Origin of the sequence: Eubacterium sp. BL-380-WT-2B (genome assembly GCF_009696115.1) — a bacterium.
GTDB lineage: Bacteria > Bacillota > Clostridia > Eubacteriales > Eubacteriaceae > Eubacterium > Eubacterium callanderi.
In genome coordinates, this window is the sequence record NZ_VUMP01000004.1 from 1 (window position 1) to 23,302 (window position 23,302).

Below are 23,302 nucleotides of genomic sequence, written 5' to 3' on the forward strand. Positions count from 1 at the left end.
TTGATCTCGTGATGATGGCGAAGGGGAAACACCTGTTTACATACCGAACACAGAAGTAAAGTCCTTCAGCGCTGAAAGTACTTGGTGGGCAACTGCCTGGGAGGATAGGACATCGCGGGGTCTTTTTTTTTATTTCTGGCTTTCTCAACAAAAAAGTTCTATAATGAAATCAGATAAAATCTTTTTTAGTGATACAATTGATCAAATACCATAAAAAGGAGATGATCATGATGCTGATATGGGAACTTGAATTATTTACCCGAGTGGTTGTCGCAGGGATTTGCGGCGCTGCCATTGGTTATGAACGTCAAAACCGCCTGAAAGAGGCGGGGATAAGAACACATCTGATTGTAGCCCTGGGGGCGGCGTTGATGATGGTTGTTTCAAAATATGGTTTTTCGGATATTATCGGGCAGGATGGTATTGCGCTGGACCCTTCGCGAATTGCGGCTCAGATTGTCACTGGTGTTGGATTTTTGGGCGCGGGGATTATTTTTGTCCATAAACAGTCTGTCAGCGGGCTGACAACGGCAGCTGGAATTTGGGCGACTGCAGGCGTTGGCATGGCCATTGGCGCGGGGCTTTACCTCATCGGGGTGGCGTCGGCTTTACTGATCATTATTCTTCAGATTATCCTGCACAAGAATTTCCGCTGGCTCAATGTTTATGTGGGTGAGATGATCCATGTGCATCTGGTACCGAGTGAAGCGGCGCTGGAGCGTTTTAAGGAAAAAATCACTCAGGAATGCGTGGAGATTATCAATTTTAAAATTAAACGAAATGCGGAGGACTGTATTTCCATGGAGCTGTATGTAAAGCTGCCTGAAAATTATCCGGCGGCGCATCTGCTGGCTTTGTTTAAGGACGATCCGGATATTATCAGCATTGAATTATAGAAGAAAAAAGCAAAGAATCATTCTTTTGATTCTTTGCTTTTTTCTTTTTTGCTGCCTTTGTCCACATATTTGCTGACCAGGCGGTAGGCGGTTGCCTGGCTGAGGCCCAGGGCTGAGGCCATCTCATTGACGTTGGAATAGCTTTTGTAATAACTTTGGATAATTTCGCGCTTGTATTCCTCAACCATATCGTCAAAAATGACAGTCTTCTTTTTCGTCTGGTTTTTCTTGAGAAAATCAAGGATTTGCTCGGGCAGTTTATCGGTGCTGACAATATTTCCGATGCTCATAACAGCCATGTACTCCACGGCATTTTTGAGCTGGCGGACATTGCCGGGCCAGTCATATTGGATGAGGGCTTCGATGACCGGGCTTGCGAACATCTTGTCCTTGTCGTATTTTTTATTGTGCTTATCCAGATAATACTGGGCAATGGGCAGAATATCGCTGCGGCGGTCCCGGAGGGAGGGGATGGTCTGGGTGATGCCGTTGATACGCCAGAACAGATCCTCACGAAATTTGTTTTTCTGGACGAGCTTTTGAAGATTTTTATTGGTAGCGGTAATGATACGGGTATCCACGGTTTTGATTTCCAGTCCGCCGACAGAGGTAAACCGCTGGTTTTCGAGAAAGTCCAGAAGCTTTACCTGAATATTTGGCTGGAGCTCGCCGATTTCATCGAGAAACAGGGTACCGCCGTCTGCCAGCTCCACCAGGCCTTTTTTACCCTTGGGACTGGCGCCGGTAAAGGCGTAGGGGACATAGCCGAAGAGCTCGCTCTCGATGAGATTATCCGGGATGGAGGCACAGTTGATGGAGACAAAAGGCTTGTCGCTGCGCAGGCTGGAATCGTGGATGTATTTGGCAAAGAGGCTTTTTCCGACCCCGCTCTCACCGAGGAGGAGAACGGGAATATCCGATTTTGCGCCTTTTCGCAGCTTGTTGAGGGTGGCGTAAAGATTGTAGCTGCGGCCAACGATGTTGTTGCTTTCTTTAGTTTCTTCGCTGCTGCTGTATTTTGCTTTTTCGCTGGATTCATTTTTTTCGCAGTCGAGGTCAAAAGAGTTGATGGGTTTTTCCTTGAAGGAAGTAAAGACGACCATGACCAGGTTTTCGTTTTTATCATATATAGGGGTGGTGATGGTGATATGGGTCTCGTTGGTCATCAGATACCGCTGCCTGGCAAAAACGGTCCGCTTATTTTCGATGGCATAATCCACAGACGGCGGGGTCCACAACCCGTTGAAGGAAGTAAAAAAATTGAGCTTGCACATATCCTCTGACGACATGCCGTGGTACTGCAGGCTGGCTGGATTGGCGTAGATCACATAGCCTTCGGCGTCGGTGACGGTAATTTCGGCAAAGCAGTGTTCTAAAATATCAATGTAGGTGTCTTTTGACAGGGACCTCAGATATTCCTGAAAATATTCACTGTAGCGGTCAATTGAACTCATGGTGATTCCTCCTCAAGGAAATTTCTCCCCTTATTATAGCGAATCTTAGATAAAATTGCAAAATTATTAAATATAAGAAAAATAACGGGGTTTTCTCAAAATTGACAAAGAAAAACTGGAGAGAAATCGTAAATAATGGCGGAATTATGCTGAAAATGGAAAATCAAAAAGTTGGCACGGGTCTTGCAATAGTATAATGGCATAAGCTAGCTAAGAAAAAATTAAAAAAGTGAGGAGAAGGGTTATGTTAAAAGGCAATTTATTTACTACATTTTATTCAAAGGATGATATCGAACTGATTCACGAAAGTGTGCTGAGAGTATTCAATGAAGTAGGCGTTAAGTTTGAATATGAGGAAGCACTGGAACTTTTCAAAAAACACGGCGCACGGGTTGAAGGGGACCTGGTATTCATTCCGGAAGAATTACTCAATAAAGCACTGAGCACCATTCCAGAATCATTTGAAATCGTTGGACCAGAAAGCAAACTGGAAATCGGGATTGGCAAGGGTTTGGTGGTTGCACCGACCAACGGCTGCCCGAATTTGGAAGACTGGGACGGAAACTATCGCCAGACCAACGCAGACGACCTGGAAAACTTCTACAAAATCATTAACACCAGTGATGTTTACGGCATTTCCAGCCAGGTTGCCGCGGATATTCCAGGCTTTGAAAACTGCCCGACCGAATCTGCGCTGGCGCAGATGGCCATGATGGCGAAATACTCCAGAAAGCCCATGTACAATATCTTAGGGATCACCCCTCACAACTACAAACGCGGCAATGCCCGAGAAGGCGCCCGTGAATGTGTTCAGCTGATCAAGAAATACATGGATAACTTCGATGATTATGTCTGCTACTCCGGTATGTGCGTGCTGCCGCCGTTGACAGTAGGGACAGATGCGCTGGAACATTACTTCGCTTTCGCCGAAGAAAAACAGCCGATCACCATTACCACCTGCTCCATGACCAATATGACCGCGCCACCGTCACTGATGGGCTCCATCGTTGCCGACTTCGCCAACATGCTGGCCGTTGCGGTCATGATCCAGCTGATCGAACCGGGTTTACCGGTGATCTTAAGCCCGTTCTCATCCGTTTCCGATATGCGTGAAGTCCGTCTGATGACCGGCGCACCGGAATTCCTGATGATCATGTCCGGCCACATCGCCATGGGCGATTTCTACCGGATTCCGGTACGCTGCTCCGGCGCTCTGGCCGATGGCTTCACCTATGACTACCAGGCCGGCGTTGAAAGTACCCTGGGCGCATTGGCCGTCTCCCTGTCCAATGCCTGTATCCTACCCCATGCTTCCGGCGACTTATCAAATTTTAACCTGTTAAGCTTCCCGAAATTCATGATGGACGAAGAAATGCTGCGCTACATGAAGCGTCTCCACGATGGTGTTGCCATTTCCGAAAAGAAAGCCAATGTTGAGCTGATCAAGAAGGTTGGGCCACGCGGCGTTTACCTGAAGGGCAGAACACCAAAGGACTACCGCGAAGAAACCTACCTCACCAGCCCAGTTTTCAACAGAGGCACCTGCAACGAAGAAGGCCGCGCAGCAACACCACCGATCCAGGAACGCGCTTACAAGGTATACAAAGAAAGAATCGAAAGCTTCGAATTACCGGATATGACCCAGGCTCAGAAGGACCTGCTGAACGAACACCTTCCGGAAAAATTCAAGATCAAATAAAACGGCATATCAAAGGATTCAGCGGATTGGCAAAGCAGGGGCTCTGCCAGTCCGTTTCTAAATCTATGGAATTGTAACCTGATGTAAAATCCGGCGGTTTTTGTGAAATAAACTAAGCCGGATTTGGTTTTATATGATTTTTATTCTGTAAAGGGGGCAGGCCCGGCCCTTTGGCCGTGTCAAGCAAAGATGAAAAAACAAGAGATTACCTACCAACAATTGTCCAAATTCAGGCGCGCGCTGCTCATCTTTTTATCCGGCGCCGGCAGCGGGATTATTTATGTTCCGATCTATTTGAAAAATGTATTCTACGAACCACTTTTGATGGGGCTTGACATCACCAACGCCCAGCTCGGCTTTTTGTCTGGGATGTATGGGATCATGGCGACGATTCTCTATATTCCCTGCGGCATTATCGCGGATAAGCTGAGGCTGAGAACCATGGCGGCCGGCGGTTTTATCAGCACGGCGGCAGTGGTCTACTGGTATGCGACGCTGCCGTCTTATCCGGTGCTGGTCTTAATTTTTGCCGTGCTGGCTGTGACCACCATCCTTATTTTCTGGGGATGCCGTTATAAATTACTGCGCTTTGCCGCGGCCGAAGCCGATTATCCGGCGGTTGTCGGTGTGAGCTACGCGCTGTACGGTCTTGGCGGCCTGGCGATCAACGCTGTGACCCTGGCTTTATTTAACGCAATGCCTGACTACCGCGTTGGTGTCAGCGCTTCGCTGATCTTTTTGGCAAGCGTTATCCTGGTTCTGGGGATCATCTCACTGTTCGCGATTCCGCATTTCAAAGGTGAGGTCACCAATGACCCCGACAAAAAGTTCAATATCAATGAATTCATTGAGGCACTCAAGCATCCGGGCGTCTGGCTGGCCAGCGGCACGCTGTTCTTTGTCATGATCGTCTATATGGGGATGAACTACACCACCCCGTACCTCACAGACGCCTTTTTAGCTCCGCTGACCTTAGTCAGCATTGTCGGGATGATCCGTTACTATGGGATTGCCATTATCTCTGCACCACTGCTGGGCGGGATTGCCAAAAAGGTAAACTCTCCCTCCAAAACCATTTTGGTGGTCATGGCCGCCTGCGCGGTCTGCTGCTTCGCCTACTTAATTTTGCCGCAGACAGCCGGCTTCCTGATGGCTGCGATTGTCATTACCCTGGTGCTGGGCTTCCTGGCCAACGGCGCTTATGGCGTTGCGTCCTCGGTATTAACAGAAACCCATGTGCCGGCCCATATCTTTGGGGCAGCCTCTGGCCTTCTGTCCGTCATTGGATTCTTGCCGGAAAGCTTTATGCACCAGCTGTTCGGGAGCTTTATTGACAATTATGAGCTCAAAGGCTACACCTATATTTTCATTTGTCTGACCGTCAGCGCGGTTATTGCCATCGGCGGCTGTATCGCGACTCAGATTTACATGAAGAAAAAATACCCGAAGGAGGAAACACCTTCACCTGCTGTAGAAGAATAAACCCATCACGGGACCCGGTTTACCCATAAATCCGGCCTCCGTAAAGGCCCTTTGAAAGATAAAGGGCCTTTAATATTTATTGACTTCGAAAGATACCCTTTATCTCTGAGAGGGTATCTTTTATTAATTTTAGAGGAATGATGAAGATAAGGAAGCTTTAATAATAATTAAGATTTTTAGAGGCGCTTGTAACAGGAAAAATAAAGTGATAAAATACTAAAAACAAGAAAATAGATAAATTGATAGATAAAATAAATCAAATGAAGCATCGGAGTATCTATTGGGAGGTGTAAAGCGAATGAGAGGCGCAAAAAACGATTTGGAGGAAGGCTTTTCCACCCGGGCAAAAACCTATTTCAGAAAAGGGGGCCTGTTTTCCAAGGATAAAACCTTTGACGGCGAGCTTAAATCTCTCAGACGGGTGGTCCGCAAAAATGCGGAGAACTCGGGGAGCAAAAAACATTATTCTTACCACACCTTTGTCATAAAAAAGGGCGGCAAGGAGATGACCTATGTCTTTAAAGGCCATCCGGAGATAGACTTTACCCAGTATTTTAAAAAAGGCGAGCTGGTACGCCACCATGCCGGATATGAAATACCTGAAAAGTATGACAAAACAGAGGATGACGAGATCCTGTGTATTATCTGCGGCGAATTTTCACCGGTGGATAAAAACCAGTGCCCCTACTGCGGCGGTGTTTTGCTCAAATAAAAGGACAATAAAAATCCCGGTTTTCGGAGGACGAAAGCCGGGATTTTTTTAATGCTTTTTATTTTTTATATAAAATACGGATGGAATTGAGCACACAGAGGATGGCAACACCGGTATCAGCAAAGACAGCCATCCACATATTGGCAAAGCCCAGCAGGCCCAGAACCATGACCAGCGCCTTGATGATCAGGGCAAAAACCACGTTCTGCCAGGCGATACGGCTGGTTTTGCGGCCGATTTCGATGGCTTCGGGAATGGCCTCGACGCTGGAATTCATGAACACAACGTCTGCCGCCTCAATAGCCGCATCGGCCCCGCTGCCCATGGCCGCGCCGACATCCGCCCCGGCTAGTACCGGCGCGTCGTTGATGCCGTCGCCGACAAACATGACGCCGCCCTGGGCTTTACGAATAGCCTGGAGCTCGCTCAGCTTGTCTTCGGGCAGCAGCTTGGCGTGAACTTCGTCGATGCCTGTGGACTTTGCGACCGCTTCGGCGCTTTCCTGTGCGTCGCCGGTCAGCATGGCAGTGCGGATGCCGAGGCGCTTGATCTTGGCGATGGCGTCCACCGCGTCGGCCTTGATGGTGTCTGATATGACCAGATAGCCGATGAATTTGCCGTCAAGGGCCAGGAGCACCTCGGTGCCGTAATGGTCGTTCTTATAGCCGTCCAGGTCAATGTTCTGGGATTCGAGCAGCGAGCGGTTGCCGCAGAGCACAGTGCCGTCCTTTAACACAGCTTCGACGCCTTTGCCGGCAATTTCTCTGGCAGAGTCAGGCCGTTCCACAGACAGTCCCCGTTCTTCGGCGGCAGTTACAATGCTGTTGCCGATGGGGTGGGTAGAGGTGAGCTCACAGCTGGCCGCCAGGGCCAGAAGCCTGGCCTCGCCCATGCCGTTTGCCGGGACAGCCTGCTGTACCACGAAGTTCCCTTCGGTGATGGTGCCGGTTTTATCCATAACCACAGCAGCGATGTTTTTGATTCCTTCGATGGAGACGCCGCCCTTAAACAGGATGCCCCGTTTGGAGCCGGCGCCAATGCCTGAGAAAAAGGCCAGGGGTACGCTGAGCACCAGCGCGCAGGGGCAGCTGATGACCAGGAAGGTGATGGCCGTGTAAATCCAGTAATACCAGTCGCCGGTCACAAGGGACGGCACCACGGCGGTCAGGATAGCCAGACCGACTACAAAAGGAGTATAAATCCGTGAGAAACGGGTAATAAACCGGTCGATTTTTGGCTTGCTGGCCGCTGCGTTTTCCACAGAATCCAGAATACGGGTGACCATGGATTCTTCCAGAACCTTTTCAACCCGCATTTTTAAGAGGCCGGAGGTGTTGACACAGCCCGAAACAACCTCGTCGCCGTAGCCGGCCTTGACTGGGACAGGCTCGCCGGTCACCGGGGAGGTGTCGATTCGGCTCTCACCCTCGACAATGACGCCGTCCAGGGGAATACGGTCGCCGGGGCGCACCAGTAGGATGTCGCCGACGGCGGCGTCCTCTGCGTCGATAACCCGCACCTCGTCGCCGACCAGCAGGCTGACGACTTCAGGGCGCATATCCACCGCGTCCATGATCTGTTTACGGCTCTTTTCAACCGCGCGGTCTTCAAAGTATTCGCCGACACGGTAGAACAGCATGACGCCCACGGCTTCAGGGTAGTCCTGAATGGCGAAGGCCGCCAACGTGGCCACACTCATCAGGAAGTTTTCGTCAAAGACCTGACCCTTCATCAGGTTTTTGGCCGCTGTGACGACAATACGGCCGCCGAGAATGATGTAGGCCAGCACAAAAACCGGAATATTGTAAACCGGGGGCAGGGTACGCTCCATGATCTCACCGATGACAAACAGCGCCGCGCCGATGATAATACCAATGAGGGTTTTGGTCTCAGCCGGCATTTTTTTCTTGACAGCCTTCCCGGCAGTGGCCGGAGCCTCTGGAATCAAGGCTTTGGGCCGGGTTTCCTTAGGGATAACCTGCACATCTGACTCGATGGACTGGCAGATGTCACGAAGCTGCGGGAGCAGGCTGTCCGGGTCTTTCCCGGTAACCTTCAGCTGCTTGGTGGTATAGGTGATGGTGGCGCTGGAGACATCGTCCAGGGCGTTGATTTTGGCCTCCATTTTGGCCGCGCAGTTGGCGCAGCCCAGGTTTTCAAGGGTATAAACCTGAGTAGTGCCCTTACCCACTGACTTTTTGCGGGGAATAACCCTGACGTCTGGCTCGATGGCGGCGCAGATCTTCTGAATGTCTGGCAGCAGGGCTGCGGCGTTGTCCGCAGACAGGCGCAGCTGCCTGGTGGCGTAGGTGATGGTGGCATACTCAACGCCGGGCAGCTCTTTGATTTTGTGCTCCATCTTGGCCGCGCAGTTGGCGCAGCCCAGATTCTCAAGAATGAAAACCGCCTTTTCCACGTCCGCGTCCGGCATTTTGCAGGTGCAGTTAGCCAAGCTCTCGCCGCAGATATGACAGTATTCCTCGCCGTGGCGGCAGAGCTCGCATTGGCAGTCCGCCGGATGTCCGGGAACGTGATAATGCGCATGGTGATCGTGATGGTCATGGCCGCAGCCGCAATCAGTGTCGTGGTGGTGTTCCTCGTGATCGTGATGGCCACAGCCGCAATCTGCGTCATGAGGATGTTCCTTGTGAGCATGAGTAGCACGCCCGACGGCCGCGGGGGCTTTTTTCAGGGAACGGCGCTTTTGCTCGGTAATGAGAATATCGGGCTCGTAGGAAACCGCGATTTTCTGCATTTCCGGCAAAAGCCCGTCTGGGTCTTCGGCGGTGAGACGAAGCTGCTTGGTCGCGTAGACGATGTTGGCCTCGCTGACACCAGGCAGGGAAGCGATTTTGCGCTCGATTTTTGAAGCGCAGTTGGCGCACCCCAGGTGCTCAAGTATATAAGTTTTTGTTGCCATAATGGCCTCCTCGGAAAGTTAGATTAAAATATGATGAATAAAACATATGAATCATTGTTCATATGTTAATATTAACTGTCCCGAGGCGGTTTGTCAAGGGGTAAAACAAAAATTAACGCACCATTCCAGTTGTTTCTGCAAATTTGCCGTAGGTGATGAGCTCGCAGAAATCATCGGTCCAGAGGGTGGCGGACTGGTACAGGACCACGCCGTCGTATTCGGCGCAGTAGGTATCGAGTACCCGGCCGAAATAATCCTTGACCACGCCGAGACGCTGGCCTCTGGCGATAAGGTCGCCGGCCTTTACCTCAGGATACCAGAGGCCGTGGCGTGCAGGCATGAGGTAGACCAGGTCGGTGAGGTCGACCGGGCGGTGGCGCAGCTCGGGAACGCCCTGCAGCACGCCCAGGTGCTTCAGGATATTGACGACATCCTTTTTATCCGCGTCCACCTCTGCCTGGGTAAAACGACCCGCGCAGCCACGCTCCAGCAGAATGCTGGGAATGCCGAGTACGCCGGCGTAATTGTAGGCGCCGGTGGTGGCGGAGGATTTGACCATGTAGGGCACATCGACGTGAAGGGCGGCCTGGCGCGCGGCCTCGGACACGGCGTTGTCCGCTGCGCCTACGTAATACACGTAGGGAGTCAGGTCTTCAAAAATTTCGCCGCAGTGCAGGTCAATGTAGAAATCAATCTGGGAATAAAGGCTGTACTCAAAAAAATGGGCGACGCGGTCAGCCAGGGTGCCCTCCCGGGTGCCGGGAAAAACACGGTTGAGGTTTTTATTGTCCTGTGGCATGAGCGTAGGGTAGCGGGACTCAAAGCCCGGGACATTGACCGGGTGTATGAGGATGAGCCTTCCGCTCAGGCTCTCAGGCTCCAGCTCACCGGCCAGCTGGATGGCGGCCTCGATGCCGACGTATTCGCAGCTGTGGATGCCGCTGGTGATGAGGACGGTTTTTCCGCTGCCCGCGCCGTTGATCAGGGTGACGGGCACCTCGATTTCTGTATGGGGGATGGGCAGCAGGCCCTGGACCTTCTCGCCGGGGGCGGCGGCCAGTGTACCGATTGACAGGTTTTTTTCCATTGCGGACTCCTTTCGTTTTTGAAATGATTTGATTTAAGCCGATTGCCTTGAGTATAAGGCATGATGAAAACCAATGTCAAGCAGAAAAAAATAAAAGTAAAAACATACCGGGTGGGGGTATGCGTTTAAGATTATTGCTGAAATTTTTAAAAAAGACTGGACAAGTGCGTAAAATGCCAGTATAATTTAAGCAATTTCACAGTTTACCACAGTGAAATCTTTGTTTAAAAAATTTAATCATGCCAGATACAAGTTCCCGATCGGGGATTAAAAGAGAAACCGGTGCGAATCCGGTACGATCCCGTCACTGTAATAGGGAGTTGTCCGCAAAATGTCACTGAGGCGCAGCCTTGGGAAGGCGTGGACATACAAAGAACTTAAGTCAGGAGACCTGCTTGTATTTTTGTTTTAAGTATTCTTACGGTAGATAGGAGGGCTTTATTTTCATGTCCTTTTCCTTTCATTCTCCGTTTCGGTTTTTTACCCGTATTGCCATTTTGACAGAGGAGGATTTTTTTCTTGAACACGAAACAGCTTGTTAACCGTTTGCTGCAAATCGTACTGGTGCTTTTTGGCATCAGCTTTCTGACCTTTTGCCTGACCTATTTATCGCCCGGCGACCCGGCGGAGCTGATGCTGGTGGAGGGCGGCACGGTGCCGTCTGAGGAGCTGCTGGCAGAAACCCGGGAGCAGATGGGCCTTAATGATCCATTTCTGGTGCAGTATGGAAATTGGCTTAAGGGGTTTGTGACCGGGGATATGGGAACATCCTATTCTTCAAAGGCTCCGGTGAGCGCGGTGCTGCTCGACTGCCTTGGCCCGACCCTGGAGCTGGCGGCCGCGTCGCTGATCCTCATGCTTGTGATCTCCATCCCCCTTGGAATTCTGGCAGCGGTTTATCAGAATAAATTTCCGGATTACCTGGTGCGGGGGCTTTCCTTTGCCGGTGTGTCCTTCCCGGGGTTCTGGATCGGTCTGGTGCTGCTGTACGTGTTTGGCCTTAAACTGAACTGGTTTCCCATTGCCACCTCGGGCACAGGCTTTATGAAGCTGGTGCTGCCGGCAGTCACACTGGCCATTGCCATGTCGGCCAAATATACAAGGCAGGTGCGCACCGCGGTGCTGGAGGAGCTCCGGCAGGACTACGTGGCCGGCGCCCGGGCCCGGGGCCTTAAGGAGTCGGCCATCCTGTGGCGGGAGGTGCTGCCAAACGCCATGCTGCCCCTGGTCACGCTGCTGGGCCTGTCGTTGGGCTCGCTGCTCGGCGGCACAGCGGTGGTGGAGATTATTTTTTCCTGGCCCGGCCTGGGCAAGATGGCAGTCAACGCCATTGCCACTCGGGATTACCCTCTGGTTCAGGGCTATGTAATCTGGATTGCTCTGATTTACATGGTCATTAACCTGCTGGTGGATTTCTCCTACGGCTATCTGGACCCCAGACTGCGGGAGCGGCACCGCGAGGCTAAAAGAAAGGTGGTGAAGGCGTAGATGAAGGCTTTTTTCAGGCAGAACAGGCTTTTTGCCATCTGCGGCATTCTGGCAGCGGCCATTGTGCTGACCGCAGTGTTTGCGCCGTGGATCGCGCCCCATGACCCCTATGAGGCTGTGATGCAGAACGCCCTCCGGGCACCGTCAGCCGAGTACCCCTGCGGAACAGACCAGCTGGGCCGCTGCGAGCTGTCCAGAATTATCTACGGGACACGGGTGTCTCTGGAAATGACGGTGACGCTGGTGGTCATTGTCTTTGCGGCCGGGACCCTTCTCGGTATGATCGCCGGTTATTTCGGCGGCGCGGCGGACGCGGTGATCATGCGGCTTTCGGATATGATGATCGCCTTCCCGGGCATGGTTTTAGCCATTGCCATTGCCGGGATGCTGGGCCCGAGCCTGTTTAACACGGTCATTGCCCTGGCTGTGGTGAGCTGGACAAAATACGCCAGGCTCAGCCGGAGCCTGGTGCTCAAGATCAAAAACAGCACGTATATCTCTGCGGCGGTGGTCACAGGGGCGAGGACTGGCCATATTCTGGGCGGTTATGTGGTGCCAAACATTATTCCGACCATGATCGTAACTGCGGCACTGGACGTGGGCACCATGATGCTTGAGCTGGCAGCGCTCTCTTTTCTGGGGCTGGGGGCACAGCTGCCCACGCCGGAATGGGGCTTGATGCTCAACGAGGGGAGGCAGTATTTGCAGACCGCGCCCTGGCTCATGCTGTTTCCGGGCATCGCCATCTTTATTGTGGTTTCAGTGTTTAACCTGATGGGCGACGGGCTTCGGGATATTCTGGATCCGCGGCAGGATTAGAGGGCGTAAAATATTCAACGTGTCAAAAAAACTTATCAGCAAGCGACAAAGCGTTAAAAAGAGGCCAGTTAAGGGAGAATGTAGAATTGAGAATGGAAAATTACAGGAACAAAATGCTGCGCATTTTGAGTAGAATAGCGGCCGCAGGCCGCTGTACGAATCGCTTTTTCGTTAGAAAAAGAGTTCATTCATTCTCCATTTTCCATTCTCAATTTTCCATTGAAAGAGCTTCTTACTTTAACTCTGCCGTTGCCTTTTAACTTTTTTGACAGTCTGATGTTGTTGTTAATTAAATTTTCATATGAATATGAAAGGAGATAAAATGAGTAAGTTTAAAAAATTAGTATTGACAGTGGCGATTCTGGCCATGACGGCCACGGGTTTATCCGGCTGCGGCGGCAGCGGGGGCGCTTCGGGGTCTTCGGAGCAGCTGAATATTGGAGTGACGAGCTTTGCGGATACGCTTGAGCCCACGGAGCAGTATTTCAGCTGGGTGGTCATGCGCTACGGCGTTGGCGAAACCTTGGTTAAATTCAACGATGAGATGGGCGCAGAGCCCTGGCTGGCGGAGAGCTGGGAGCTGGGCAGCGACAACCTGACCTGGACCTTCAAAATCCGTGACGGCGTCAAATTTTCAAACGGCACAGCCCTGACCGCTGACCTGGTCAAGGCGTCGCTGGAGAGAACCTTTGAGATGAGCAAGCGCGCCAGCTCGGACTTTTTCCAGTATGACGCCATGACCGCGGAGGGCTCAAACCTCATAATCAAGACCAAGAGCCCCACGCCGGGGCTGCCGGGCTGCCTGGCCGACCCGCTGTTTTTGATCGTGGACACCACCGTAGACACCAGCACCTTTGCCACCGACGGGCCAGTCTGTACCGGGCCTTACGCGGTTAAGTCCTTTGACAAGGAAAAATGCGTGGTGGTAAAAAATGAAAATTACTGGGACGGCGAGGTGCCTTACAATGAAGTGAATATCCAGGTTATCGACGACGCCAACACCCGCGCCATGGCGCTGCAGTCTGGTGAGGTGGATATGGCAGTCAATATCAGCAGCAGTGACTTAGCTTTGTTTGAGGGCAGCGAGTCCTTTGACATCAACAGCATTGCGTCGCTGCGGACCGTGCTTTCCTTTATGAACCAGCGCGGGCCGCTGGCAGACGTGAAGGTGCGCCAGGCGGTCATCCGTGCGCTGGACCGCCAGACCTATGCGGATAACCTGCTCCACGGCACCTTTGAGGCCGGGAAGGCCCCGATCCCGCCGTCTCTGGATTACGGCTTTGACACCCTGAAGGACGAGAACGCCTACAATCTGGAAAGCGCTAAACAGCTGCTGGCTGAGGCAGGCTACGCGGACACCAACGGCGACGGCATTGTGGAAAAGGACGGCCAGAACCTGACCCTCCAGTATGTCATTTACGACAGCCGCGCCGAGCTGCCCATTCTGGCTACTGCCACCCAGGCGAACCTGAAGGAGATCGGCATTGACGTGAAGGTTGAAACCTATGAGTATACCACCCTGCTGGACATGCAGGAAAACGGCGAGTACGACCTGCTGATCTGGAATGTCATCACCGCCAACACCGGCGATCCGGAAAACTATCTGAAGGAATACTGGAAAACTCATACCGATGAAAACAAAAACGCCAACACAGCCGGCTACAGCAACCCTGAGGTCGACGCAGTCCTTGACCAGCTGTCCACTGAGTTTGACACCGCCAAACGGCGTGAGCTGGTCATCCAGGCCCAGCAGCTTATCATGAACGACGCGGCCAGCGTCTTCTACGCTTATCCGGAAACCAACATTATTTCCAGCAGGAAGATTACCGGCGTCGAAATGCTGCCAGCGGACTATTACTGGCTGACCAAGGAAATCAAGCCGGCGCAGTAGGGCGGCGCGCTAACGAGAGGAGAAAAAGATGCTGAAAATCCGGGATATGAGTGTACAGTACGGCGAAAAACCGCCGGCGGTGGCGCACTTTGACCTGCACATGAAAAAGCATGAGATCATCAGCGTGGTGGGAGAGAGCGGCAGCGGAAAAACCACAGTGATCCGCTCCATTCTCGGACTGCTGCCGGGAAACGGGCGGGTCACCCGCGGCGAGCTTCTTTTTGATGAGGAGCCCCTGCTCCAGAAAACGCCAGAGGACTGGCGGGATCTGCGGGGCAGCCGCATCGCCATGATTTTTCAGGACAGCGGCAGCATGCTCAACCCCATCCGCAAAATCGGCCGGCAGTTTGTGGACTATATCCAGACCCACAAGGCCGTGACAAGGGAAGCCGCCCGGGACCGCGCCGTGGAGATGCTGACACGCATGCGCCTGCCCGACGCGGGAAACATCATGGACAGCTACCCCTTTCAGCTGAGCGGCGGCATGCGGCAGCGGGTGGGCATTGCCATGGCCATGGCTTTTGAGCCCGATCTGCTGCTGGCCGATGAGCCCACCAGCGCTCTTGATGTGACCACCCAGGCCCAGATTGTGCGCCAGATGATGGCCCTCCGCCAGGACTTTGGCACAGGGATCATGATCGTCACACATAACCTGGGCGTGGCCGCGTATATGGCGGACCGGATCATTGTCATGCGGGCCGGCGAGATTGTGGAGAGCGGCACCCGGGAAGAGGTGATCCTTCATCCCAGACAGGAATACACAAAAGAACTGGTGGCCGCGGTGCCCGAGCTTGGAGGTGCGCGTTTTGTCTGAAAATCATGAAATTATTCTGGAAACCAGAGGGCTGACCAAACGCTTCCATACCTCAGACGGCCGGCCCCTTACAGCCTGCGACAGCGTCAGCCTGGCGGCGCGGCGCGGGGAGACCCTTGGCATTGTGGGGGAAAGCGGCTGCGGAAAAAGTACCTTTGTAAAAATGCTGGTACAGCTTGAAAAGCCCACTGCCGGTGCGATATACTTTAAAGGAAAAGATATTGCCGGGCTGACGGGCGAGGCGGCCCGGCAGAACCGCCGCCATATCCAGATGGTCTTCCAGGACCCGGCTGTCTCCTTCAGCCCAAAGATGCGCGTGGGCGACATTATTACCGAGCCCCTTGTCAACTTTGGCCGGCTCCCCCGGAAACAGCGGGCGGAAAAGGCCAGGGAGCTGCTTGCGATGGTAGAGCTGGACGCTGATTTTATGCAGCGCTATCCCCACAGCATGAGCGGCGGACAGCTCCAGCGCGTGGGCATTGCCCGGGCGCTGGCCCTGAACCCCGAGGTGCTGGTCTGCGACGAGGCTACCTCGGCCCTGGACGTCTCCATCCAGAAGAAAATCGTGGCGCTGCTGACCCGGCTTCAGCGGGAGAAAAACATTGCCATGATCTTTATCTGCCACGACATGGCCCTGGTCCAGAGCCTGAGCCACCGGCTGGCTGTCATGTACCTGGGCAATATCGTGGAGACCGTGGGCGGCGGCGAGCTGTGTGAAACAGCCATGCACCCCTACACCCAGGCGCTTTTGGGGTCGGTGTTCTCGCTGCATATGGACTGCTGCAAGAAAATCGAAACCATCCCCGGCGATCCGCCGAGCCCGCTGGAGCTGCCTCCGGGCTGCCCCTTTGCCGGGCGGTGTGAAAAATGTATGCCCGTCTGCAAAGCCGAAAAGCCACGCCTGAAGGACGTGGCGCCAGGCCACCAGGTGGCCTGCCATCTCTATTAGTTAAGGAAAGCATTATGGAAGAAACCCGTGAAATCCCGTTAAAAGGCCAGATGACCGAGGGGAAGATAGGCCGGCAGCTGCTGCTGTTCGCCCTGCCCCTCATGTTCTCAAACCTCTGCCAGCAGCTATACAACACCGTAGATGCTGTGATCGTCGGCCGTTTTGTGGGCGCAAATGCCCTGGCCGCCGTGGGCGCGAGCAGCCTGCTCATCACCTTCATGATCTATTTTTTCATCGGCCTGTCCATCGGGGCCAGCGTGCTGATTTCACAGTTTTTCGGCAGCCGGAAATACGACAAGGTGCAGGAGGCTGTGCACACCGCCGTGGCCCTGAGCCTGGCGGCCGGCCTTGCGCTCACCGTTCTGGGCTTGACCCTTGCGCCGGCCATGCTGCGGATGATGAACATCCCAGAGGCCGGGCTTGCCTACGCCGTGCCCTATATCCGCATCTATTTTCTGGGCATGATCCCCATGACTTTGTACAACATTGGCAGCGGGATTCTGCGCGCGGTGGGCGATTCCAAAACCCCGCTGGCCTGCCTGGTGGTCACCGTTGTGCTGAACATCGGGCTCGACCTGCTCTTTGTGGGGCCGCTTGGCATGGGCGTGGCCGGCGCGGCACTGGCCACAGCCTTTTCGCAGCTGGCCGCCGCTGTGCTGATTGTCATTATCCTGCTGAGGGCTGATCCCATCTACCGGCTCCGGCTGGCCAAAATCCGGTTTCACGCACAGGTGTTCAGGGATATCGTGCGAATTGGCCTGCCCGCTGGACTGCAGTCTGTGCTGGTCTGCTTTTCCAACGTAGTGGTCCAGTCCCAGATTAATACCTTTGGGCTGGAGGTCATGGCCGGGTTTACCGCCTATATGAAAATTGACGGATTTCTCTTTATGCCCATTGACGCCTTCTGCCTGGCGATTTCTAACTTTGTAGGGCAGAACATGGGCGCTGGACGCTGGGAGAGGGTGGTAAAGGGCAAAAACGTCTGCCTGCTTTTGTGCGTGGGCGTGACCATCGGCCTGGGCGCAGCCATTATCCTGAACGCCTGTCTGATTCTGGGCATGTTTACCTCGGACGAAACAGTGGTTTTAAACGGTATGCGCCAGCTTTACACCGTGGTGCCCCTTTATGGTATTTACGCTGCGGATCAGGTGTTTGTGGGCGTGCTGCGGGGTGCCGGGGCCACGGTAATCCCTATGATCATCACGCTTTTGTGCATGTGCGGCCTGCGGCTGGGCTGGATTTTTACCACCCTGCGGTTTGTCCACGACGCGCGCATGATCTACATCAGCTATCCGCTGACCTGGATTGTGACAGGGGCGGTACTGGTGCTCTATTATTATAAAGGCAGCTGGCGGCCAGAGAAGGCAGGCTTTAAAAATCGTAAATATTTAAAAAGAAGTTGTTGACAAAGCCGCTCAAAGGGCGTATGATGAAGTTAATTAAATATTGAATGATCCTATGTAGTGGGAAAAGGGTGAGAATCCCTTGCTGTAATCGCAGCTGTAATGCAAAATGCTTTCTGAAAAGCCACTGTCAACGATGATGGGAAGGCGGAAAGATGATATTGCTGAGCCAGAAGACCGACATAGTGATTGGTTCTTAAAAGACTCCGATTTAGAGTGCTTAAGAAACGAAACAAAAACCCTTACCATCCAGATTATACTGTGTTCGTTCATCCCTCTCTGAATCCGAGAGGGATTTTTTTATGGAATTTAAGGACGGTCACCTTATCATTCGTATTTAATTAAATCTCATAATGCCTGTTCCATCAGACAGGCGTCATTAAATCCTCTTTTCAGTCAGCGAGGCTGAAAAACCCTCCCTTTTTTGAGAAGCTCCAAACGCCGGGGCTTCTTTTTTTGAAAAAAATCTTGAAATCTTCGTTTTTATAGAGTATTTTTATGGTATAAAATTATTAAGGGGAAATAATCTTCACGATGGCTTTGTATAGGGTGCGGGAAGAAAATATGGTATAATGGAAGAAATACTGGAAAGGCAGTGGATGGGATGATTAGAATTGGGATTTGTGACGACAATGCTTTGATTGCAGAAAAGCTGGAGGCGCTCATTATCAGATATGGTGAGGAACACAATATTGATGTGGAGACATACGTCTATCATGACGGCAGTGAAGTGCTTGAAGACCGTATCCAGTTTGATATCCTTTTTCTTGACGTGGAGATGCCGGAAACAGATGGGATTGATACGGCCAAGCAGATCCGCAAGTGGGACGCCCGGGTCAAGATTATTTTTATCACCAGCTACACTCACTACATGCGCAACGCCTTTGCTGTGCACGCGTTTGAATACCTGGTCAAGCCTTTTAACACGGCTAAGGTAAACATGGTGCTGACCGAGGTGTTTGATTTTATTGAAAAGGAAAACAAGAGCCATGACATCTCTCTGATGATGGGCGGCGAGCTGAAGGTTTTTGCCAGCAATGACATTTATTATTTTGAGCGTGTGCGGCGGAAGATTAAAATGAGCACCACCCAGGGCGATTTTGAATTTAACGGCGTTCTGAGTGAGATCATGGAAAAGGTTAAGGACTTTGACTTTGAATACTGCCACAAGAGCGTGATCGTGAACCTGTTTCACTGTAAGCGTATTGCGGGCGCCGACCTGTATCTGGACAATGGCGAAACCCTGCCCATCGCCCAGAAACGGGCCGTGGAATTTAAGGCGCGGCTGTTTGATTATATTGAGGAGAATTTTAAGCTGTTGTAGAGGATTGGCTAGGAGGATAAGTTTAGGGGAAGAGTATGGATAAGTGGATTTATATATTGGATATGTTCTTGTCTTATGGCGTATCAGGTTATGTAATGATTAAATTTTTATCTGATTTATTTGAAAGAAAGTATAGTGGGAAAATTTATATTTTAGCTTGGTTATTATTTGTTGTAGTAGCTATTGCGTTTAATCTAACTGGTATTGCGATTTTAAAGAGTATATATGGAATAATTTCTGCATGTGCTTTGGGCTTGTTGCTTTTTAAAGCAAAAGATAAAAGAAGAATAGTAGGCGCAGGTGTCTTCTTTTTTCTGTATATGTTCATTATAGATACTTTATCAGTCTTATTCTTTACGGTTTTTAGTGGAAGAACAATAGAAACTGTTCGAAGCGATATAGTTTTGTTATTTATTTGTGGGTTAGGAAATCAAATTATGCTATTATGTTTTTACAAACCAATTGTAACATTAATGAAAAAGCATAAATTTGATATTATTACCTTACAGCAGAATTTGTTTTTGATAGTTTTGGCGTTATTTGAAGCTGCGTTGCTTATTTATATCATGAGTTTTATTGATAAGACTTCAAGTGGTTTAATGTTAACTATGATGATTGCGGGTTTTTTAGGCTTGGATACATATCTAATTTATCTTTTTGAAACTATCTCACAAAAGTATGAGCTCGAAAGAGAGATAGACTTAAAAAAGCAACAGGAAGAAATGCAAAATAATTATTATCATAGCATTGAAACACAATATGATCATTCACGCCGTTTGATTCATGATATGAAAAATCATATGCAAACTCTTGAGGAAATATATAGTGAGGGAAGCGGCATAGAAGCAAAACAGTATGCAAAAACGATTTTAGAGAGCATGGACGCTTTTTCGGGCCGTTTTAAATGTAAAAATCGTGTACTAACAATTATAGTTAATGACAAGATTTTAAAATGCGATGAACAAAGTATAAAAATTAATACGCAAGTAGAAGATTTAAACTTTGATTTTATAGACCCTTTTGATATGACCACAATTTTTTCAAATTTATTGGATAACGCAATTGAGGCCTGCTCAAAGGTTCCGATCGAAAGAAGAAAAATTGATTTAACGGTTTATAAGTTTAACGAATTTATAACAATCAGTATTCGGAATCCCTATAATGGCAAACTGGTTTGGGATAAAGACAGTCTGGTATCTACAAAGGGCGGGAAACATATGGGGCTAGGCCTGAAGAACGTGAAGTCGGCCGTAGAGAAATACGAGGGCACAATGCAGCGAAAAAGTGATGAAGGTCGTTTCGAAGTAAAAATTTTAATGTCACCGGAAAGTAGAATAGACGTATAAATTTGTATTTGGAGCATGGACGATGTCAAAAAGACAATCAAAAGGGGCTTTGGGGTAAATTGGATTGAAGATATCCTCAGCAAACACTAAAATGATGAATATCAGCTGATATATTCATTAATTTTAATGAGGTGTCTATTATGAAAAAGAATAGTTTAAAAGATAAAATGCTAAAAGGTGTTGCGAAATCAGCAAGGCAGGAAGCAATTAAAAATGCAAATTCCGCTTGCTGGGTAATGCATCACCAAGACAAACTTCCCGAAAAAGTTAAGGATCTGCGTAAGTTCTAATGATTGGTCGGGGTGCCAAATGGACGGTTAACCGTCTGGTCGCGCACCGGATCATCGATTTAGATGATGTGGAAATTTACCAGTTTGGCCTGGAATCGGCCATGCTCAAGGCAGTTCACTACGCTTCCATGCTTTTGGTGGGCCTGCTTCTCGGCATGCTGCCGGAGACCATAGTCTTTTTAATTGTTTATGCGGCCATCCGCGCCTATGCCGGCGGTTACCACGCCGATACACGCGGGGTCTGCTATCTGCTGTCATGGATCACAATACTTTCTGTTTTACTCATTGCCCGGTTCTGCCCGGCGGGGACGGTTGCGGTGGTTACCGCGGCGCTTACGCTGTCCGCTTTTCCGGTGATCTACAAATGGGCGCCGGTCGAAAACAGCGCAAAACCGCTGGACGACGCGGAGTGCACCCACTACCGGAAACGGGCGAGGAGAATACTGGTGGTTATCAGTGCCTGCGCGCTGCTTGCCGGACTGGCCTTTAACAGCCGGTTTGGTCTGGTCGCCGCGGAATGCCTGGGCCTTGAGGCGCTGATGATGCTGCTGGGGTTGTGGAAAAATGGGCGTTAAGCCAAGGTATACAAGAGAACAGCAGAATGTGATTCAGGAAGCGATGGAATGTGGTTTCGATGTGTCGCCGTATATTACGGAGGCCTTTACACCAGAGCAGATACGGGAAATTTTCTGGGGATTGATGACCGGTGTGGATGTGACCTTTTATAACGATCCTGAGTATTCAAACTGCCAGATGTGGCAAATACGGGAAGGGCTTACAGGAAAGGTAGATGTATCGGTCTATGCGGACAAAAATCTGGATTGGAAAAAGATGTACCTGATCCGGATGGGTTTAGAGGAAGGGCTTGACGTATCGGAGTATGTGCGGCAGGGCATGGGCCCGGAGCAGATCCGGGCGATTTTGCAGGGATACCGTACCGATATTGATTATACGCTTTATGCGAAGCCCTGGTACACAGCTGGCGAAATGCGGGAAATCGGCTCAAAACTGATCCGGGAAGCGGTTCGGAGCAGAGCGGAGGAGACGCCGGGCGCTGGCAGTATGTTTAAGAGTGTAAAAAAATAACAGGTGCCCAACTGCAATTTGGACACCCGCATTTTTTTATTCTACTGGGTCATGGCTGAGTAAAAACAGAGTCAGAATTTCTTCTGCGTATTTTCCTTTTTCTGCTGGACAGCGTTCCAAAAGCTCCAGCAGTGCTGCGTACTTCGTCCCCATGTATTCTTTGGGGCCGTAGAGAATTGCGTCGGCGGACATTTTCAAAACGTCACAGAAACGATTCAGGCTTTTTAGAGAAAAGCCCTTAGTCCCCAGTTCTATATCGGCAAGGAAAGTTGGTGTGATACCGATTTTTCTTGCCAATTCATCACGGGACATGTTCAGAAATGTTCTTTGTTTACGAATACGAAGGCCAATCGCCTTATGATCTAGCTCTTGCATACAATTCCCCCTAAAAATAGTATTTACGCTTTTAGCTGTTGACTCTATACCATTGTGATATAAGCCGGCGGTTTATTTAAAAACCAGACACTTTTGCGCATTTTTTATAGGACCACAGTAGACTTCTTAATTATATCCGCTTTTACAGGTAATTTCAAGTCTCTGTAAGAAAACTGAAAGGAACCGGAAAAAAGTCCGGCATTCTCTCCCAAAGACAGGCGCAGGGGGATTTTTTTGTTTGTCTAAAATATTTTAAGTTGAAAAAAATTCGTACTTTCAGGCAGATTAATCGTGACAAAAAGTCGAAAAGTGGGCAGGTTGCATAAAATTCAAAATGTGATATAATGAAACGGATTAACGGAAAAAGGACGTATTTTTATGAATGTAAATTTTGAACATTACAAGGTCTTTTACTACGTAGCGCGCCATGGCACCATTACACAGGCGGCCCAGGCGCTGTATATCTCACAGCCGGCAGTGAGCAAATCGATCCATCTGCTGGAAAAGGAGCTGTCGTGCGAGCTTTTTCACCGGAATCAGAAGGGAATGACCCTGACGCCGGAGGGCGAAATGCTGTACGGCCATGTGGCGAAGGCCTATGAGCAGCTGGCCCTGGGCGAAAAGAAGCTCTGGGAAATGCTAAACCTGAACAATGGGGTGGTGCGCCTGGGTACCAGCGACATGATCGCCCGCTTTTTCCTGCTGCCTTATCTTGAAAAATTCCATAGCCTGTACCCGGATATCCGTATCAATATGCAGAGCGGCACTACGCCGGGCACGCGCATCGCTCTGAAGGAGGAGCGTATTGAGGTAGGGGTGGTATCCTCACCGGTGGCAGCCTCGGACGATATTGAGATTCACCCGATCCGGGAGATACAGGATGTTTTTGTGGCAGGGCTGGACTACGCGCCGCTTGCCGAGAAGGTGCTGAGCTTTGAGGAGATCATGGCACACCCCATTATCTGTACAGAGCGCAACACGGCCAGCCGTCATTATCTCGACTCGTTTTTCCTCAAGCATAAGATGCGGCTGGAACCGGCTTTTGAGCTGGGCACTATGGAGTTGATCATGCCCTACGCAGAAAGAAACCTGGGCATTGGCATCGCGGTGCGCGATGTGGCACAGGAGCGTCTGGACCAGGGGAGCCTGATCGAGATCCGGTCCAGAATTGAGATACCAAAGCGGCAGATCTGTGTGATCAAGCGGAAAAAGGGCGGTATCTCGAAGGCTGCGGAGGCTTTTCTGGACATTATTTTACCATAACAAA

At 50.8% G+C, this 23,302-nt stretch carries 20 protein-coding genes, 1 rRNA gene and 2 riboswitches; of the genes, 17 read left to right on the plus strand and 4 right to left on the minus strand.

Annotation, left to right across the window (positions count from 1 at the left end; genetic code table 11):
• Positions 1-4 precede the first annotated feature (4 nt).
• Together rrf and FYJ53_RS08360 are read left to right on the plus strand one after the other, a co-directional pair.
• Positions 5-121 (plus strand): 5S ribosomal RNA (gene rrf / locus FYJ53_RS08355).
• A 106-nt stretch (positions 122-227) separates the two neighbouring features.
• Positions 228-896: an MgtC/SapB family protein gene (locus FYJ53_RS08360; protein ID WP_227929818.1), complete on the plus strand. Its 669-nt coding sequence runs from the start codon at positions 228-230 to the stop codon at positions 894-896.
• 17 nt (positions 897-913) lie between these two features.
• Here FYJ53_RS08360 and FYJ53_RS08365 read toward each other — a convergent pair whose 3' ends face one another.
• A complete protein-coding gene (locus FYJ53_RS08365) occupies positions 914-2,350 on the minus strand; it encodes a sigma-54-dependent Fis family transcriptional regulator (RefSeq protein WP_013382627.1) in 1,437 nt (478 codons plus the stop codon).
• 244 nt (positions 2,351-2,594) lie between these two features.
• Between FYJ53_RS08365 and FYJ53_RS08370 the strand changes: the two genes are divergently transcribed.
• From FYJ53_RS08370 to FYJ53_RS08380, 3 genes are all read left to right on the plus strand, one after another.
• Positions 2,595-4,049 carry a trimethylamine methyltransferase family protein gene (locus tag FYJ53_RS08370; protein ID WP_013382626.1) on the plus strand — a complete coding sequence of 485 codons (1,455 nt, stop codon included), beginning with the start codon at positions 2,595-2,597 and terminating at the stop codon, positions 4,047-4,049.
• Between the two features lie 189 nt (positions 4,050-4,238).
• Positions 4,239-5,531: a nitrate/nitrite transporter gene (locus tag FYJ53_RS08375; RefSeq protein WP_041689955.1), complete on the plus strand. Its 1,293-nt coding sequence runs from the start codon at positions 4,239-4,241 to the stop codon at positions 5,529-5,531.
• Positions 5,532-5,829: 298 nt separating this feature from the next.
• On the plus strand, positions 5,830-6,243 hold the full coding sequence (locus tag FYJ53_RS08380) for a hypothetical protein (protein WP_013382624.1): 414 nt from the start codon (positions 5,830-5,832) through the stop codon (positions 6,241-6,243).
• Positions 6,244-6,301: 58 nt separating this feature from the next.
• Here FYJ53_RS08380 and FYJ53_RS08385 read toward each other — a convergent pair whose 3' ends face one another.
• Positions 6,302-9,163 carry a heavy metal translocating P-type ATPase gene (locus tag FYJ53_RS08385; protein WP_148430681.1) on the minus strand — a complete coding sequence of 954 codons (2,862 nt, stop codon included), beginning with the start codon at positions 9,161-9,163 and terminating at the stop codon, positions 6,302-6,304.
• A gap of 112 nt (positions 9,164-9,275) precedes the next feature.
• On the minus strand, positions 9,276-10,250 hold the full coding sequence (locus FYJ53_RS08390) for a M14 family metallopeptidase (protein WP_148430683.1): 975 nt from the start codon (positions 10,248-10,250) through the stop codon (positions 9,276-9,278).
• Positions 10,251-10,483: 233 nt separating this feature from the next.
• A riboswitch (cobalamin riboswitch) is annotated at positions 10,484-10,664 on the plus strand.
• Between the two features lie 105 nt (positions 10,665-10,769).
• Between FYJ53_RS08390 and nikB the strand changes: the two genes are divergently transcribed.
• The 11 genes from nikB (at position 10,770) to FYJ53_RS08445 (ending at position 21,660) form a co-directional block, all read left to right on the plus strand.
• A complete protein-coding gene (nikB, locus tag FYJ53_RS08395; protein ID WP_013382618.1) occupies positions 10,770-11,738 on the plus strand; it encodes a nickel ABC transporter permease in 969 nt (322 codons plus the stop codon).
• Entirely contained in the window at positions 11,739-12,557 is an 819-nt protein-coding gene (gene nikC, locus FYJ53_RS08400) for a nickel transporter permease (RefSeq protein WP_154557258.1), read from the plus strand.
• Between the two features lie 322 nt (positions 12,558-12,879).
• On the plus strand, positions 12,880-14,448 hold the full coding sequence (locus FYJ53_RS08405; protein ID WP_013382615.1) for an ABC transporter substrate-binding protein: 1,569 nt from the start codon (positions 12,880-12,882) through the stop codon (positions 14,446-14,448).
• A gap of 28 nt (positions 14,449-14,476) precedes the next feature.
• Positions 14,477-15,262 (plus strand): ABC transporter ATP-binding protein, encoded by a 786-nt coding sequence (locus tag FYJ53_RS08410; protein WP_013382614.1) that lies wholly within the window; start codon positions 14,477-14,479, stop codon positions 15,260-15,262.
• Positions 15,246-16,211, plus strand: a complete 966-nt coding sequence (locus FYJ53_RS08415; RefSeq protein WP_371720647.1) for an ABC transporter ATP-binding protein — start codon at positions 15,246-15,248, stop codon at positions 16,209-16,211. The genes FYJ53_RS08410 and FYJ53_RS08415 overlap by 17 nt, the downstream gene beginning before the upstream one ends.
• A gap of 14 nt (positions 16,212-16,225) precedes the next feature.
• Positions 16,226-17,617 carry an MATE family efflux transporter gene (locus tag FYJ53_RS08420; RefSeq protein ID WP_013382612.1) on the plus strand — a complete coding sequence of 464 codons (1,392 nt, stop codon included), beginning with the start codon at positions 16,226-16,228 and terminating at the stop codon, positions 17,615-17,617.
• 35 nt (positions 17,618-17,652) lie between these two features.
• Positions 17,653-17,815: riboswitch (cobalamin riboswitch) on the plus strand.
• A gap of 403 nt (positions 17,816-18,218) precedes the next feature.
• Positions 18,219-18,938 (plus strand): LytTR family DNA-binding domain-containing protein, encoded by a 720-nt coding sequence (locus FYJ53_RS08425; RefSeq protein WP_154557259.1) that lies wholly within the window; start codon positions 18,219-18,221, stop codon positions 18,936-18,938.
• A 35-nt stretch (positions 18,939-18,973) separates the two neighbouring features.
• Entirely contained in the window at positions 18,974-20,284 is a 1,311-nt protein-coding gene (locus FYJ53_RS08430; protein WP_148430689.1) for a sensor histidine kinase, read from the plus strand.
• A gap of 140 nt (positions 20,285-20,424) precedes the next feature.
• Positions 20,425-20,574, plus strand: coding sequence for a cyclic lactone autoinducer peptide (locus FYJ53_RS08435; RefSeq protein WP_133969274.1), 150 nt, complete (start codon positions 20,425-20,427; stop codon positions 20,572-20,574).
• Positions 20,574-21,149, plus strand: a complete 576-nt coding sequence (locus FYJ53_RS08440; RefSeq protein ID WP_148430690.1) for an accessory gene regulator ArgB-like protein — start codon at positions 20,574-20,576, stop codon at positions 21,147-21,149. The genes FYJ53_RS08435 and FYJ53_RS08440 overlap by 1 nt, the downstream gene beginning before the upstream one ends.
• Positions 21,139-21,660, plus strand: coding sequence for a hypothetical protein (locus tag FYJ53_RS08445; RefSeq protein ID WP_013382607.1), 522 nt, complete (start codon positions 21,139-21,141; stop codon positions 21,658-21,660). The genes FYJ53_RS08440 and FYJ53_RS08445 overlap by 11 nt, the downstream gene beginning before the upstream one ends.
• Before the next feature lie 36 nt (positions 21,661-21,696).
• On the opposite strand, the gene FYJ53_RS08450 is transcribed toward FYJ53_RS08445, so the two are convergent.
• Positions 21,697-22,035 (minus strand): helix-turn-helix domain-containing protein, encoded by a 339-nt coding sequence (locus FYJ53_RS08450; RefSeq protein WP_013382606.1) that lies wholly within the window; start codon positions 22,033-22,035, stop codon positions 21,697-21,699.
• Positions 22,036-22,413: 378 nt separating this feature from the next.
• Here FYJ53_RS08450 and FYJ53_RS08455 point away from each other — a divergent pair, with 378 nt between their 5' ends.
• Complete coding sequence (locus FYJ53_RS08455) at positions 22,414-23,298, plus strand: LysR family transcriptional regulator (RefSeq protein ID WP_090410551.1); 885 nt, start codon at positions 22,414-22,416, stop codon at positions 23,296-23,298.
• Positions 23,299-23,302: the final 4 nt, after the last annotated feature.